Annotated in this window: 10 protein-coding genes; 8 read left to right on the top strand and 2 right to left on the bottom strand. The window is 30.2% G+C overall.

Annotation, left to right across the window (positions count from 1 at the left end; all coding sequences use genetic code 11):
- Nucleotides 1-287: 287 nt before the first annotated feature.
- The gene (locus tag WBG07_RS00755) at nt 288-1,268 is read left to right on the top strand and encodes a hypothetical protein (protein ID WP_340198565.1); all 981 of its coding nucleotides are present in this window, start codon (nt 288-290) and stop codon (nt 1,266-1,268) included.
- Nucleotides 1,269-1,602: 334 nt separating this feature from the next.
- On the opposite strand, the gene WBG07_RS00750 is transcribed toward WBG07_RS00755, so the two are convergent.
- The gene (locus tag WBG07_RS00750) at nt 1,603-2,802 is read right to left on the bottom strand and encodes a hypothetical protein (protein ID WP_340198564.1); all 1,200 of its coding nucleotides are present in this window, start codon (nt 2,800-2,802) and stop codon (nt 1,603-1,605) included.
- A gap of 498 nt (nt 2,803-3,300) precedes the next feature.
- Here WBG07_RS00750 and WBG07_RS00745 point away from each other — a divergent pair, with 498 nt between their 5' ends.
- The 3 genes from WBG07_RS00745 (at nt 3,301) to WBG07_RS00735 (ending at nt 7,320) form a co-directional block, all read left to right on the top strand.
- Complete coding sequence (locus tag WBG07_RS00745; protein ID WP_340198563.1) at nt 3,301-5,724, top strand: choice-of-anchor D domain-containing protein; 2,424 nt, start codon at nt 3,301-3,303, stop codon at nt 5,722-5,724.
- Nucleotides 5,725-6,324: 600 nt separating this feature from the next.
- Entirely contained in the window at nt 6,325-6,570 is a 246-nt protein-coding gene (locus tag WBG07_RS00740; protein ID WP_413788810.1) for a DUF6922 domain-containing protein, read from the top strand.
- Nucleotides 6,571-6,573: 3 nt separating this feature from the next.
- On the top strand, nt 6,574-7,320 hold the full coding sequence (locus tag WBG07_RS00735) for a nucleotidyl transferase AbiEii/AbiGii toxin family protein (protein ID WP_340198561.1): 747 nt from the start codon (nt 6,574-6,576) through the stop codon (nt 7,318-7,320).
- 14 nt (nt 7,321-7,334) lie between these two features.
- On the opposite strand, the gene WBG07_RS00730 is transcribed toward WBG07_RS00735, so the two are convergent.
- Nucleotides 7,335-7,487 carry a hypothetical protein gene (locus tag WBG07_RS00730; protein WP_340198560.1) on the bottom strand — a complete coding sequence of 51 codons (153 nt, stop codon included), beginning with the start codon at nt 7,485-7,487 and terminating at the stop codon, nt 7,335-7,337.
- A gap of 873 nt (nt 7,488-8,360) precedes the next feature.
- On the opposite strand from WBG07_RS00730, the gene WBG07_RS00725 reads away from it, so the two are divergent.
- The 4 genes from WBG07_RS00725 to WBG07_RS00710 all read left to right on the top strand — a co-directional run bounded on the left by WBG07_RS00725 (nt 8,361) and on the right by WBG07_RS00710 (nt 15,829).
- Complete coding sequence (locus WBG07_RS00725; protein WP_340198559.1) at nt 8,361-11,699, top strand: P-loop NTPase fold protein; 3,339 nt, start codon at nt 8,361-8,363, stop codon at nt 11,697-11,699.
- Between the two features lie 425 nt (nt 11,700-12,124).
- Nucleotides 12,125-13,258: a DNA methyltransferase gene (locus tag WBG07_RS00720; protein ID WP_340198558.1), complete on the top strand. Its 1,134-nt coding sequence runs from the start codon at nt 12,125-12,127 to the stop codon at nt 13,256-13,258.
- Nucleotides 13,255-14,766: a DNA methyltransferase gene (locus tag WBG07_RS00715; RefSeq protein WP_340198557.1), complete on the top strand. Its 1,512-nt coding sequence runs from the start codon at nt 13,255-13,257 to the stop codon at nt 14,764-14,766. The genes WBG07_RS00720 and WBG07_RS00715 overlap by 4 nt, the downstream gene beginning before the upstream one ends.
- Nucleotides 14,759-15,829 carry a hypothetical protein gene (locus WBG07_RS00710; protein ID WP_340198556.1) on the top strand — a complete coding sequence of 357 codons (1,071 nt, stop codon included), beginning with the start codon at nt 14,759-14,761 and terminating at the stop codon, nt 15,827-15,829. Before WBG07_RS00715 ends, WBG07_RS00710 begins: the two co-directional genes overlap by 8 nt.
- Nucleotides 15,830-16,529: the final 700 nt, after the last annotated feature.

Below are 16,529 nucleotides of genomic sequence, written 5' to 3'. Positions count from 1 at the left end.
CATGAGAGCAAGATTCAGTGCATAACTCTCTGGTACACGGCTCAAGGATACGTTTGAGCGTATACCGGATTATAGCATACAAAGATTGCAGGAACTTCTTCTAGAATACTAAGGGGAATAGGGACGTACTTTCCTTCGTTTGTCATTGTAGAACAAATATCTTTTAATCAGGTTGGGGGTTTTTGGAACTTCAGTTTACTTAGTGTCGTTAGGCAAATGCCTATTGCTTTTGGAAAAACAGGCCTTTTTTGTCTGGCTAACTAGTAACGATATAAAATTTTTAAGAGATGAGCAAAAGAAATAGAAAACAAAGAGAGCAAGAAAAAAATGAACAGTATCAAAGGTTGTTGAATGAGGTAACATCTAACGAGAATCCATTTCCGGGGATACCCCTTGAAGAAAGAACAGCGTTTGATCAAGTTATGGGTGCTTTTGCCCAGACGCCACAAGGTCAGGCACTGGAAATCGATCAGAGACCCATTAACGAGCTTATGGAGGCAATGGAACCGCTTAGAGGTACCACTGAAGCCGAAATACCCCTTGCAGAAGCACTTCAGCGGTTGCAGCTGGACGACAACGGAAATTTGGAAATGGGCGAACCAAGACCGGACACCATAGCTTCGCAAAGTACAGCAGTTTCCCGTGCTGAGGTAGAGTTTGCTATTAGTTCAATGCCTTTAGATAGAGGAAATTTGGAAATGGGTGAACCAAGACCGGCCACCGCGGCTTCACAAAGTACAGCAGTTTCCCGTGCTGAGGTAGAGTTTGCCATTAGTTCAATGCCTTTAGATAGAGGAAATTTGGAAATGGGCGAACCAAGACCGGACACCGCGGCTTCGCAAAGTACAGCAGTTTCTAGTGTAGGAGAACAGGCTGTGGAGCCCCTTTCGACCGATACATCGAGATCGGTGGCTCAAAGTCCAGAAAATCAGTTGCAAGATTTAACGGAAGAGCAAATTAAAGATTTGGAAACCCTTTGGAATAGGGGAATAATAGGACCTGATACCCAACTTGGGGACGGCAAAATAGCCGAAGCACTTGCCAACTTATGGAGAGAACAAGGAGGACCAACCGAAAGAAAGCTATCCGCAGTGGCACAAAGCGCAGCAGAGATTCCTTCATTAGAGTCTTTACAATCCTTAGCCCAAAGCCCAAGAGACAATAGCGGGGTAACAGACTCCGTAACATCGTCCCAAAGGGCAAATACGGCAGCAACGAGACGCAGACCGAACAAAAAAAAGAAAAAGGGGGGGCGTAAAAAGGGTTAGGACACTAAGAATGACCTAAAGAGTATGGAAAATTTAGCATCTCATTTTGAATAGGTCGTAAAAACTGCACTTTACAAAACGGGATACCATATCGTGGTTCATGGCTACCATATGGTACACTATTGTCCGTAGTGAAGTGATTTCATGTCTTTGGTAAGGCAAATGCCTGTGTTTTTGGTTCTTTTTTAAGATCAACAACTTCTATACTTTCATGAGCACCTAAATACCCAGTAGCAGTAGAGCGAGGAAGCACTTCTAAGACAACAATGTATTCATTAAGCCTGTATTAAGCATAGGAGGGAGGTGTACTAAATGGAACGGCATTGTGCACTAATTAATTTGAAATACAATCGCCCAATTCAATTAAGGAAACGCTAATACTCTTAAAGGAAATTTCTACCCTACTAGCTCCTAAATCGCTTCCTTCTGTATCGCCGTGTATTCTATATTGCGATACAGGTCCGGAGCCAGATATTGATTCTGTGCTGTGATCTTTATCAATATATTGAAAACTACTTGTAGTAGCAATGTTAATCCTTTGAATTCTGAACCCTTCCTCTACGGTGGCTAATTTCATTTCTTTTGATGCATTCCCATAGGTATAATCACTTCTTGATTTAGATAAATTATCAGGACACTCCCACATTTGAACCCAAGAATAAGCCCAAAGCTCACGACCATTATTTTTAGTAAAAACGCTTACGTCTCCTGTAACACATGGCCCATTATCATCAAAATCATTGTCTCCTTTTCTTTTTCCTGGAAATCTTTTATGAACAGGATACACCACTAAATTTGACAAATTAGTATAAGACCATGTTTTAGTTTCGCAAGGTTCAGGCTGTACCTGTAATACCACTATTTCAGAAACAATATCATCTTCCAATTCCAAGACTAATTTACTACTGTTTTCATTCAACGTAATCCCATTACTTCCTAGATTTATTTTAAGTTTGTAATCGGTACTCATACTTAAATGAGAAGTTTTATTCGTTTTGATACCATTGGAAGCATAATGGTAAAGCTCAAAATTTCTATAATTTTCTTTTAAGAAGTATCCAGATATTGTTATGTTGTTCCTTAGATTTGGTGGCAGATTCATGTCTACCCCATCTGGATGTATAACACAAATCATGGGTTCTTGTAAAGGGATGGGTTCATCATTATATTCGGCCTTAATAATTCTTATTTTCTTTATTAAAAAATCGGCTGTAAATTGAATGGTACACTTTAATTCAGCACTTACATTATTAGTTGCAATAAATAATGCGTCGTTAAGCTGTTCTTTTATATGAGCGTCCTTAATATCATCTATTGCTTCTTGAATAATTGAATTGAAATTTTCTGAATTACCCGCTAAATCATTTACGGCTTTATCCAGAATTTTATTGGTATTATCTAAAATGCTAATGGTATCTGTTATACCTAGAAATCTTCTAAGTGCATCACAACTAGTAAAAGTCATCGACATAGAAATGAGTAATATAGAAATGACTGTAAAAAATTTGATTTTATTTAAATAAGCTGTTTTCATGACGATAGAAATTGGTTATTTAATTTTTTTATAATTCGTATACGTATCTATTTTAACTATTAATTAGAGCGACTATTAATTTAGGTAACGAATAGATTTTAGGCAATGATATTAATCAGTTAGTATGCAATAAAATACGTACGTACATTTTGATTTTAAAAAGCAATCCAGTCTCCAAAATTTGGCAGCGGTGTACATTTTTAAAACATTTCCAATTGAAAGGTAGCATAAAATGTGGGGGACCTTTACGGTACAATTGATGTTTGTAATTATTGTTTCAGGCTTATGATGGGCATTTTTTGTTTTAATAGCGGAGTCGAACCATAGGAGGGAAGTGGAATGGCAATTTAACTCTAACTAATAAAACAAAGATTTAGCTTCCTTATAATTATTTCTTTTGATTTTTAGCCAAAACGTATTATTTATCAGTTATTTAACAAGCAATTGAGCCTTTTCTTTGTTTATAAGTTTTGTACTTTTCTTGTTTAAGAATAACTTATGAGAAATGCTATATTTTGTTTACTTACTTTTTTATTAATACTTGCTTGCGGAAAGAACGATGACAATTTAGTTAAAGAAGAAATCGCAGAAGGAGAACTGCCAGTTACCTCCATAAATATTGATATTAAATTACCATCTAATACTTCATTTTCGATTGAAGATTTAACCTTAGCAACATTTGCAGATGAAAAAGATATCCCGCAAGATGGAAATGTGGATATTGATATTTATCAGTCTGAAGGTTATGAAATTGTTTTCGCTCAAGACAATAATGAAGATATTGTTTTATATGGAATTATAGCTCCTTCAGGAAGTAACAAATTGATTATAAATTCAGAATCTACAGCTCTAGCCTTAATAATGACACATCCATGGGCTATAAACTTCGCTCCAAATACTAAATCAGAAGCTATTTCATACATAAAAGGTCTTGATATTTTTAAAGACTTTATTGTTGTTGTTGAAAACGGAATAAGAAACAGAACTTTAAATTCCCTTAATGTAGATGATATTATTGAAAATATTATCATTAAAAAACAAGAATCTGGTAAAAGACCTCAGTTAAATATTAAAAAAGAACCTTTAGAAGCAGATATAACCAATGGAGTTGTAAATGTTACTAATAATGGAAATATAAATGGGTATGGTTTAAGATTATACGACACAGAGGGAAAGGCAACAGATGAAGTTTATTTTCTAGAAGGAGAAAAGGAAATTACTTCGTTTGATAGAATTTTAGAAGTATTTACCAATACTTCATCAACTTTTAAAGCTACAGAAATAAACTTTCCAATACCCACAGATGGCCAGTGGTTACTAAAAGCAAAGAATGGGCTACCCCTGGCAGATGAATCAAAAGAAAATAGCAAAGCAAGATGGAATAATCTTGGTAGATTTACTGCAAACACTATTGGGCTTTTCTCATATTCGCTAAAAAGACTGTTTTTATTAAGCGATTGTTTAACCGCTGTTGGCGAATATATGTCTGGTCAGATGATAGATTTACTTAACGACTTTTATTTAAACAGAGATGATAAGTCTTTATTAAAAAACACATTAAAACTATTTTCTGGATTAACTAATGATGTGTTCGGTATAGTTAATTCCTGCTCCGGTAAACCAATTGGAACAAGTACTTTATTTGGAAAGATAAGGGTAGTTTTTGCCCGACTTTCTCAGGTAGATAAGATTGAAAGTTTTGTTCAACTTGCCATGTTTTTTAATGATTTAGCTATATATAACAATCAGGAAGAATTCTGTTTTGTTCAGGATAATCAAGAAGTGTTTTATTGCGATGGTTTAAGCTTATTGGGGGATACAGATTTCGGTGAAGTTGGAGTAGGTACTTCGGAAAGTAGAATTTTTACATTGATGAATACGCTGGAAAGTGAAATAAATATTTTAGACATCGTATTACCTGATGGCTTTAGTGTTGATTGGAGTTCAGGTTTAATTCCGTTAGCGTCTTCACAAGAAATATTAGTGACTTTCAGCCCGTTTGAAGAAAAAGAATATACGGGTGAAATTATGGTAAAGAATGACGCGGTTATTGATGATACGTTAGTAATGTTAACAGGCATAGGTATTTATGCTCCTAAATTAGAAATTATAGGAGAAGACCTAGATTTTGGACAGATAGTTGTAGGAGAAAATTCACCAGTGAAAAGTTTTATAATTAAAAATAATTCAGATACAGCTATTGAAATTAAACCATTATCAACAGCGCATTCAGAAGTAACTTTAGATGGGGGCAACGGCGGTATTATTAATGCGGGAGATTCTATAATTATAAATGCTGTTTTTTCTCCAGTTCAAAATACTTCAGATGCAATTCAAGGAATAATTTCAGTTGAAACCATTGACGGAAAAGAAAATTTAAAAATAAATTATTTTGGTAGTAAAAGGCAAAATGATTTATTTGAATTACTGACGAATGCAAATTTATGGCTAATAAGACCTGCTAGTGAAATTTACCCTGATGAAAACAAGCTTTGCAAAAGAAATATTATTGTTGAAGATTTGTTATTAAATACAATTACGGAATATAATGAAGATGATTGTTGGATAAGTTCAATCAAATTTTTTGAAGATAATACAACAAATCAGCCGCATGAATTTGCTAATCAACAAGTGTATGTTGTTACAAGTACTTTCTCTGAGTTCTCCTTAACCGATACCCTTTTAGAGTTTACCACTTCCAGTGAGAGCTACATCGATCGAAATACCAGCGGTAGTGTAAATCAAAGAATTACTTTTATAAACAGTTCTCAATTTTCGGGTTATTACGATTCTACAAATGGTTATTTTATAGGAACTGCACAATATACCTATAAAAGAATTTTTAAAAAGGAAGATAATAGTCAGGATGTAATTAATACTGAAAGATTTACGGGAGATTTTTACCTCAAAATTTATAATTAAAGTTTTGACTACGAAAAGTTAAAAATATTAGAATCTCGAATTTAACCTGACCACAGAAAACGTTGGCTAAAACAGGGTAGAGTGTTAAAGAATAGTCCGGTGGACTATTTTAGCGAATGAGCCAGCTGGCGCTTTGGCATCCTACCGTTTCTTTATTTTTTCTTGACAAATGTTTCTTCTAAGACGTTAATGAAACTAAGCTTTTTTACGAGAATCATAAACTCCATCAAAAAATAATGAAAACCTTGCGAATAAACAATTTTATGCGGCAAACCCGTGGTGAGCATAGTCGAAGCGTAGGAGGGAAGTGGAATGTGTGTGGAATGGCTTATTTGAATTGTATTGTTATTAAAGAGTTAATTACTCACTTAAAGACTTTTTAAATAATTTCACTAGTAAATATGTAATATATTACTCTAATAAACGTCTAAGATATATAAGTTCTATTAATAATAATAATAGAACAATTAGTTTAAATACTTATTTATATACTATTTCATATATTTGTATTAAGTAGACTATAATACATAAAAGTATTAAACGTTATTATAAGAAGTTTTGAAAACAAGAGTAGACATATCTAAAGTATTCCCTAACCATGTGTTTTGGGATATGGATAGTAGCAAATTATCTATTAAAAGAGATAAAGATATTATTATTCCAAGAGCTTTATATGCTACTAATAAAGATTCTTTTTCCAAAGACATTAAATTATTAGAAGAATATTATTCTAAAAAAGATATTTTACAGATTCTAAAACATACTAAAGAGAATATTAGTAATCAAGTATGTATTCTAGTAAGTAAACGATATAATACAAAGCCTTTCTACCGTTACGCAGTATAAATAATGCAAGCGGTTTCCAAATTACTTTTGCAAACAATTAGAGAATTGCAGGAATTACCTAGTCTGTCTGATTTTGCATTGGCAGGTGGTACAAATTTAGCATTGCGCTTTAATCACAGAATATCCGAAGACATTGACTTGTTTTCTACCAACATCATAGGTATTAAAGGATTTGAACAAATTGAATCAGAAGCAAAAGCATTTTATGGTGATAAATTATTAAATATAATATATCCTATAAAAGAGAATGACCAATTTGTAGATATACGTTTTTATGTAGCTAAAAAGAATGCTACAATAAAAGTGGATATTATTCAGAATATGAAAGCGCTTTATGATTTTGAAATCATTAAAGGAGTACGTTGTTTTGATGTAAAAGATATAGGGCTTTTCAAATTAGTGAGTTGTGCCAGTCGTCCTGCTAAAAAAGACATTTATGATTTAGAATATATCACAGAATCAGAAGATTTATCTGATTTATATAACATGTTAAAATCAAAAAAAGAAAAGTTTAATAAGGATACAGATAGAAATATATTTGATTTAGATGAGGACCCAGACCCAATTGATAATCCTCATTTACTTCTGCTTTTTGACAAAAGAATGGCTAAGAAACAAAAAATGCGTCATTCTCACGATAATATTTTAAATATTGAAGGAAGTAAATCTTGGCATATGGCAAGTATTAATTGGCGTATGAAATTAAGGCGATTGTATCAATATTTGGGAGTAAGATATCCAAAATTATAGTGCCTACTGGAATTTTAAGATAAAATATTCATTCTATTAAAAATAGTCCTTTTTCTATAATATTCTGGATTTTCAAAGCAAATACGACCTCTAACTATACCTGGATGGATGTTTAATTTATTAGCAAAACCAATAATTGTTTCATCATCAAATTCTTCATTAGACATATAAAATTCATTTCATATATCAAGCTCTATTAAATTACTTTGGGCATAGTTATCTGCTTCAAATTCCTCCATTTTCATATTTGCATTATTTAGAAAAAAATTAGCATTTTTTTACTTCGGCTTTGTGAGGTGTTTGTAGACATGACCTAACTCATGCATAATTGTAAAAGCAAAATTATCGATATAATACGCTTGCGCGTACTTATATCTGATCTTATATCAAATACACAGTATTCGCCGTTTTACTCGTATAAACATATTTGCCCTATAATGTTCTGCGTGGCGCCTGCCCTGAGCTTTTTATCGAAGGGTAACTTTGCTTTGGAAAAAGCGGTTTATATACACAAACAGTTACTTCATTTTTTTCTTTCTAAAAGTTTCTTTAAAAATGTAATGGAATACGCTTTGCCCGAACCGACGTAGGAGAGTAGGGGAATGTGTATGGAATGGGATAAATATCCCTTACTTTCTTTATGGTTTACCGTAACTTATTACCTTTTAACTTCTATATATTTATACTTGAATATTTAAAACCAAATATCATAATGAAAATTGAAGCTATTAAACCTGGTTCAAAACCAAAAAAGATGATGGTTCGTTAGACAAAAGAAGACGAGTTAGTCCAGACAAAAAGAAAGACTATCCTCCATTAAAAAACATAAACACAAAAAGGGTGATTAATTTAATCGTAAAACCTGTTTTTTGACTTGAACAAAATGATTAATGAACCGTATAGCAATTATAATCAATGAATTATTGTCATATTTTTATTATAATTCTTTTGTTTTTGTCAGTTATTTGCTTAAAAACATATGAATTACCAAACGGCACAACTCTTGATTTAGTAAACCTTTAACAATTTAAAATCTATTTATGAGTGAACCATCCATTAAGCCAAAACCAACTTATATTTCTAGTTCTCCATCAGGAGAAGATTTGTTTGAAGGCAAATCGCACGAAAAAATTTCAAATACAATCTTTGAGCTTATAAAAGATAAATCTTTGCCTAATAATATAATTGGTCTTCAAGGTAAATGGGGTTCAGGTAAATCAAATGTAGTCAGCATACTTAATTCTAAATTCGATAAGTTAGATTCAGATTATTTCTTTTTTACCTATGATGCTTGGGGACATCAAGAAGATTTAACAAGAAAAACATTTCTAGAAGAGTTAATTTCAAAACTTAAGAAAAAAGATAAGTTTAAAGGCAGTATTGATTGGAATAAAGAATTAAATAAGCTACTTTCCAAAACTTCACTAAAAACTACAGAAAAATTCCCTAAAGTAAAATTCTATTGGATTTTAATAATGGCTTCCATATTATTATTTTCTTTTTTAGATATTTTAAATGAAGACTTTTTTAGTACAAAAGATTTTATTCCATCTTTTCAATCTCCAATATTAAAACTTATACTAGTAAAATATTTTTTACCTGTAATATTATTTGTTTGGGGATTAATTGAAATAAAGAAAGAATATAAAGATTTTGATAAAGACGAAAAAACAAAAAATATAAATTTTAAAGATAGATTTAAACAGTTGTTTTACATTTTTAGTGGTTCAGATTTAACTTCAGAAGAATTAGAACACACATTAGAAGAAGAGCCATCTGTTAAGAGCTTTAAGGAATACTTTGGAAAAATTACTAAAGATTTAAAATCAGACGGTTTAGTTATAGTTTTTGATAATATGGACAGGCTATCAGATAGTGCAAAAGTACTGTCATTATGGTCTTCGATACACACTTTCTTTGCGGAAGAAAAAATTGATAATGTCTGGGTTATTATTCCTTACGATAAAGAACACTTATCAAGTCATTTTGATAAAAATGAAGACTCATATATAATTGATAATTTTATAGGTAAAACTTTTTCAACAATTTTTAGAATTTCTCCGCCTGTTTTATCGGATTGGAAAAAATTCTTTGTTTTAAAATTTAAAGAATCTTTTAAGGAAATTATTAATAGTGATGATATTGATTTTATTTCATCTCTTTATGAAATAGTTACTGATACAAATAATAGAAGGCCAAGAGATATTATAACATTTGTTAACAACCTAGTCTCTCTTTATTTACAGCATAATAATTCAATTGACATTAAATATTTAGCACTTTTTTCTTTAAGAAAGAAAGAGATTTTATCAAACCCTCTAACTACTATTTCAAGTAAACAATTCCTAAAACAAGAATCATATCTGTTTAGTAATAACGCTGAATTGGAGGAGAGTCTAGCTGCTATAGTATATAATGTTAATAAAGAAAAATCAAGTGAAATTCTACTAAAAAATAATATTGAAGATATATTTTTCAAAGCTAATTTCGATGTTCTGAAAGAGGTTAAAAAGCACAGTGAGTTTAAAACATATTTTGACAATGTAATTCAAAAAGGTGATTTTCCAAGTTCGAGACCAGAGAATACTGCAAAAATATTAGATGAGATTAAAGATGTAGTCTCTTCGAAATCTTTATCTACTTATTGGGAAAAATTTGGTAAAAACTTAGATAGAAGACCAGAAGAAGAATTCCAATTATTAACTGATTGGCACAAAAATATTTTAGCAAAAACTTCAAAAGGGACGTCAAAGAAACTTGCTGACAAAATTGCTTATAATAGCAAACAAAAATTTAAAAAATCTGAAAAAGGAAGTGATTATTACTCAACTGTATATGATTTAATTGAATATATAAATGAAAATTCAATTAAGATAAATATAGATTTAGATAAAGTTGAATTTACATCTGACCAATTTGTTTATTTCATAGATGATATGGAAAACCTTTTTAAAGAAGGGAAATGTACTTTTAAAGATTTGAAAATCTACTCAAATTCAAAAGAATTAAACAAATATTATATTGAACATAAAGACGGAATACCTATGAACCATAATTGGTTACACGTCATAAAGTTTTTAAAGAAAAATGATAAGTCTTATAATTTTGAAGAATTCAGAAAACATATTGAAACAAAACTACAAGCTGTAGGTTATACCTCTATAGAGGACGTTGAATATTTAATAGAAATTATTAAAACACTGACAGGGAAAAAAGCTTTAAAATTAATACCTGAAGCTACTGCAACAAATTATCTAAACCATAATGGAAGTAGTGATGAAAATCCTTATTTTGATGTAATTGCTAATCAAATTGCTCATCTAGAAACTACTGTGCCAAGAAGTTCATTTTTCACAACAGAGCTTGGTAAAATAGATAAAGCGGAAAGAATTGCTGAAATTATACACTATTATATTGATTATGGTTCGTTACTTAAATTAGTTATAGATAAAGGAAGAAATCATCTTTTACTTAATGAAATAATTAATATAGTAACACGTAATCAATTCGGGTTTACTCAATCATTAAGTATAAAGTGGGTTTTTGAAAATTTAGACAAAATCAAAACTAAAATTTTTCCAAATAATTTTAATGACTTCCTAAATAGGTTTGATAGTTGGAATCCCAAATTTGAAAAAAACTTTAAAGGAGAAGATGTGTTTGATTTAAGAACATCTATCATAGAATTAACGTTCTCTCAAGACAATCATAGTTTTAACTCTATTAAGCATATACACGATAAAATTATAAGTGAGCTAAATAATACTTCAAAAGAAGTTTGGCTAGAAAACTTTGATACAGATAATAATTTGAATTTTGCTTTCAAAGGTCTTACCGAAAATGAACTTTTAGATAAAAAAATTACTAAAAACACTTTCTTTATGAGTGCTTATGATGAGTATTTTGAATCAATAGCAAAAACTGAAAAGAGTATTCCAGACGATGTTGATTTTTGGAATGGCTTATTAGAAAATGATTATTTAGATGGAAGAAAATTAAACAGGATATTTAATGACATTTTAGATGTAATAATTAATCAAACAGAGGTTTCTTCTAGTCATATCAAATTTTTTGCATTAGGCCTTTTTAAATACTCATCAAATATTGTTTCTAAAGCTGACGAAGTTTGTAGAAAAATTATTCTTCATTTCAAAGATGACGACGACTTATTTGTTTTTATATTACAAGACCATTTAGAAAAACTAATTAAAATTCTTAATTCATCAAAAGGACTCTATAATCAAGATTTATCAGAGATGTTCAATTCTGCTGGAGAAAGAGAGTTAATTGAACCTAAAACTATAAGTTCTATTTTTGAACGAACTAAATTAGTTGTTCCTACTAAAAAAGAGAATAACGATGAAGTAAAGGAAGATTAATTTAAATTTGATTTCAACTCGATCTCATAAAATTTTGGCAAAACAATAGGTGAGTGAAGCGTACATATTTTAGGAGTTTAGTAATAAGCCTTTTTAAGAGTTCTAAATACACAAGGAATTTCAAAGCAATCTTAACGAGTTACAATTGGCAAAAACCCATAAATTATAAAATATGACATTTGTACTATAATGTTCTGCGTTATGTAACTTGAGCTTTGGTTAAAAGCGAAAAGTTCTTACTACAGTTTCTTGAAAAAAATTTATTCTAAAAAGTTTCTTCTAGGATGTTAATGGAACACTCTTTATGCGACGACGTAGGAGGGAAGCGTAATGTGTGTGAAATGGATAAATTATTCTTAATAACTTATTTTACAACTTAATTAAAATTGTTAGAAAAAAGAATTCAAACAATTTATATTTACAAAATGATTAATGCTAAAGAAATAAAGGAACATCCATTAAGACAGATTGATTGGGATTTTAAAAATTCGAATAAATCATTAAGTATCCATTCTATACATCCTTATCCAGCGAAATTTATTCCTGAGATACCTAGAGCAATTATTGAAAATATAAGTTTTCCAGATAGAACAGCAATATTAGATCCTTTTTGTGGAAGTGGTGTTACTCTTTTAGAATCGCAAATTGCAGGACATGAGTCTTTTGGTGTTGATTTAAACCCGATTGCTTGTCTAATTTCAAAAATTAAAACCGGTAACTCTTTACCAGAAAACTTAAAAAATAAATCTTTAGAGCTAGTTTTCAATTCAAAACAGAACGTTAAAAACGTTAAAATCCCAGATATTCCGAATCTTAATCATTGGTTTAAAAAAGGAGTGCAATTAGCATTAGCTACTTTAACTGATCAGATTTTTAAAACAAAAGATCTAACTCTAAAAGAAATTTATAAAGTTGCTGTTTCAAGTATAATTGTTAAAGTATCTAATCAAGATAGTGATACTAGATATGCAGCAGTAAGTAAAGATGTAGATTATGATTTAGTTTTTGATTTATTTTTAAATAGTATAGATAGATTAATAAAATTTATTCCGAAAAATAAAAAGAACAGACAGCAATCAACAATACTAAATAAAAATATCCTAGAATTAGATGTTAAATTAATAAATCGCCCAATCGGATTAGTTGTTACTTCTCCGCCATACCCAAATGCCTATGAATATTGGTTATATCATAAATATAGAATGTGGTGGTTGGGTTATGATCCGATTGATGTTAAAAATAAAGAGATTGGAGCACGAGCTCATTATTTTAAAAAAAATCATCAAACAGCCGCTGATTTTGAAACACAAATGAATCAAATTTTCTATAAATTGAGTCAGCTAGTGGTTAATGATGGTAAAGTTATTATGGTAACTGGTAATTCAAAAATTCATGGAGAAATAATAGCAAATGAAACTATAATTGCAAATGCAGGAAAGTTGAATGGATTTGTTTTAGATGATATTATTACAAGAAATATGAACTCTAATAGAAAATCATTTAATTTAAATCATGCCAGAATCAAACAAGAGCATATTGTTATATTAAGAAAAGTATGAATGAATTGGAATTAGAATGGCATAAATACAAATATTTTGAATACGAAAAAGAGTTGGCTTATTCTGAAATTGAAACTTTACTATGTCCAAAAGAAATTATAACAACCAAAAAAGGAGTTAAATTAATTGGAAATTTTGATGCAGAATTAGCTAAACGATTAGTTTACTTTTCGAAAATTAATAATGAAGAGAATATTTCTGATACAATTCAATCAGAATTAGAATCAAGCCAAGTGCTTTCTGAGTCAAAAAAACGTCAATTTACTAGATATTCAGTTCATGGATTACATGAATATAAAGGAAAGTTTAACCCACAAATAGTAAAATCAATATTAAATATTTTTGATGCGAAGAAAGGTGATAGGCTTCTAGATCCATTTTGTGGAAGTGGTACATCGCTATGTGAATCTTCTTTAATGGGTATTCAAGCAGAAGGAACAGATATAAACCCAATGGCCGTTTATTTGTCTAATGCTAAAATTTCGGCTTTGAATACAAATTCTATTGATCTTGAAACTTCATTTTTGAGTATTCAAAAGAAATGGAATAAAAAAGACATTGAATTAAATGAAGAGAATGAGAGAATAAAATACCTTTTGAAATGGTTTCCCAGAGATATTTTAATTAAAGCCGAACAAATAAAGATCTACTTAAATAAGCTGCCTAAATCTCACTCTACAATTTTTTTAGCTCTGGTCAGTGATATGTTACGAGAGTATTCTCTTCAAGAACCTAGAGATTTAAGAATTAGAAAGAGAAAATCTCCAATGCCAGATATTCCTTTTGAAAAAGCGATAGAAGATAAAGTTTTTAAGTTTTTGACAGTATTAAAAAATGCTCAGAAAATTACAGGAGTATTAAATACTGATAGTTTTGCTTTACTGAAGGATAATAGAACTTATGAAGAGTCTTTACATCTAAATAAAGACTTTAAGAAGTATGATTTAGCAATAACAAGTCCTCCATATGCAATGGCACTTCCATATATTGATACTCAAAGACTTAGTTTAGTTTGGCTTGGATTATCAAAAGCATCAGATATAAAGTCTTTAGAAGCCTCTTTAACGGGAAGTAGAGAACTGAATACAAAAGCTAAAAAAGAAAAAGCCTTAGATAATTTAAAAAGTAATAGTAATTTACTTCCAACGGAAACCCATCATTATTGTTTATCTCTTGAAAAATCAATCGGTATTGATGATGGATTCAGAAGAAGAGCAGTACCTTTATTATTATATAAGTATTTTTCTGATATGAAGATGAGTTTTATATCAATTAAAAGAAAGTTGAAAATTGGTGGATATTATGCACTTATTGTAGGTCATAATAAAACTACACTTGGAGGTACAACTTTCCATATTGAAACACCACAACACCTTGCAATAATTGCAGAACAAAATGGTTGGAAAATTAAAGAAATGATTCCTCTTCAAACTTACAAACGTTATGAATTACATAGTGCTAATGCAATAAATTCTGAAACCTTAATAATTTTAGAAAATAATGATTAATTATACAATTCATCCTGAAGTATATCATACAAATCGAAATTACAAAGGGTTAATCAACATGCTTGAAGATGTATGGGTAAGAAACCATACTCCAGGAACTGGTTCGATGTTTCTTATTTCGGGATTTTCAAATTATAATGGAGGTATACGATTTTATGATACTTTTAAAAATCATATCGATGCTGGTGGTCAAGTAACTGCTGTTTTAGGAGGGAAAACTTCTCAAAGATTATCAAGTAAACAGGTCGTTGAAAAATTACTAGAGATTGGGGTTGATGTCCATTTAGTAAATAGAAACAGGTTATTGCATATGAAGTGCTATGGAGTTAGTAGTGAAGAAAATGAATCACTTATTATTTCTTCTGGTAATTTCACTGGTCCTGGAATGTCTGCAAATATTGAATCTTCATTAATAGCTACTGGAGAACACACACGTGAAATGAATTTTACATGGGACAATTTGATGGGAAATTTATTGAATCAACGATGGGACTATCATAAACCAACACTAGATAATTTAGAAGCTCCAGCATGGTCACTTTTATATGATGAATTAAGAAGAGAAGTTGTTATTGATGAAGATCAACGTAGTACATTAATTATGACTTTAAGTGCGAATGATACTTCTCGAATTGAAGGGCGAGTAACTGTTGGTACTCAATACTTTTTTTTAAGTAAATATTCTTATGATTTTTTTCCTGCGCTAACTATACTCAATAATAGGGGACGAAAAAGAACTTATTCAGCTTTAATAAGACTTCATTATAAAGACTTAGATATAATAGATGATAATTGTCGTGTAACATTTGAAGCAGAAAATAATTTAGATTTTAGATTAGGGACAGGAAAATTAATGAGAACTGGGCTAGCTAGTGAAGGAGATATTATGGCTTTATCCAGAATAGGAGATAGTGAATATGAATTAAGAATTTATCGACAAGAAACTGATATTTATACCAGATTGAGAGAATATGCCATAAACTTTATAGGTAATAGAGGTAAAATATATGGTTATATAGATAATAACCAATTTGAAAGAATTGTAGGTGTTAGATTGAGGTAAAAAGAGTATTTTTCCTTAACATTATGTAAAATAGAAACTCGATATTAAACTTGGCCTCATAAATTTTTGGTTAAAACAATAGGAGAAATGAGCCTCCATATTTTAGGGGTTTAGTAATACAGTTTCTTAAGAGTTTCTTTTTTACAAAGGATTTCAAAACAATCTTAACGAGTTCCAATGTTTCCTAAAATATAGCGTAACGAGCCGTAATTGTTTCCAAAAGTTTATGCAGTCTTGATTTTTTTGTTTCTTTTTTTATCAAGAAAAAAAGATAAGAATGAAAACTTTAGAAGTTCAAAAAACTCAATTTCTATTTTACATAATATTAGAAGTTACAATAAAAAAAAGTTTAAATAATATCGAGAATAGAATAAGTGCTTAGAATTTTATTTTTACTCACATATTTAATTATTTGCAAAAACTTCAAATGTGTTCGTGAATCTCCTAAAAAGTCGATTTCTTAAAATTTATGCTCTTGTGGCAATCCACGAGACATGCGCAGCATTCACGAACACGTCTAGAACAATATTAATGAAGAAGGTTAGTTTTTATTTTGGTACTTCGACAAGCTCAGTATAAACTTAGGCAAGCGGCTCGAAATTATGTTTAAAAATAAATACCATAAAGCATTTATTGGAAATATAAAGTCTCTAGAATATTTTACGCGAGTTTTTAAAATTAATCCAGTGAAGTATTTTTA

The sequence above is a fragment of the Ascidiimonas meishanensis genome, from assembly GCF_037782385.1.
Classification (GTDB): Bacteria; Bacteroidota; Bacteroidia; order Flavobacteriales; family Flavobacteriaceae; genus Ascidiimonas; species Ascidiimonas meishanensis.
Note: the sequence above shows the minus strand (reverse complement) of the source record. Positions and strands in the feature narration are given on the sequence as shown.

What these genes read in the sequence shown, in the direction of transcription:
- WBG07_RS00735 (WP_340198561.1), top strand. Translation starts at nt 6,574, where the DNA reads ATGCAAGCGGTTTCCAAATTACTTTTGCAAACAATTAGAGAATTGCAG.
- WBG07_RS00715 (WP_340198557.1), top strand. Translation starts at nt 13,255, where the DNA reads ATGAATGAATTGGAATTAGAATGGCATAAATACAAATATTTTGAATAC.
- WBG07_RS00725 (WP_340198559.1), top strand. Translation starts at nt 8,361, where the DNA reads ATGAGTGAACCATCCATTAAGCCAAAACCAACTTATATTTCTAGTTCT.
- WBG07_RS00710 (WP_340198556.1), top strand. Translation starts at nt 14,759, where the DNA reads ATGATTAATTATACAATTCATCCTGAAGTATATCATACAAATCGAAAT.
- WBG07_RS00720 (WP_340198558.1), top strand. Translation starts at nt 12,125, where the DNA reads ATGATTAATGCTAAAGAAATAAAGGAACATCCATTAAGACAGATTGAT.
- WBG07_RS00750 (WP_340198564.1), bottom strand. Translation starts at nt 2,802, where the DNA reads ATGAAAACAGCTTATTTAAATAAAATCAAATTTTTTACAGTCATTTCT.
- WBG07_RS00755 (WP_340198565.1), top strand. Translation starts at nt 288, where the DNA reads ATGAGCAAAAGAAATAGAAAACAAAGAGAGCAAGAAAAAAATGAACAG.
- WBG07_RS00730 (WP_340198560.1), bottom strand. Translation starts at nt 7,487, where the DNA reads ATGTCTAATGAAGAATTTGATGATGAAACAATTATTGGTTTTGCTAAT.
- WBG07_RS00745 (WP_340198563.1), top strand. Translation starts at nt 3,301, where the DNA reads ATGAGAAATGCTATATTTTGTTTACTTACTTTTTTATTAATACTTGCT.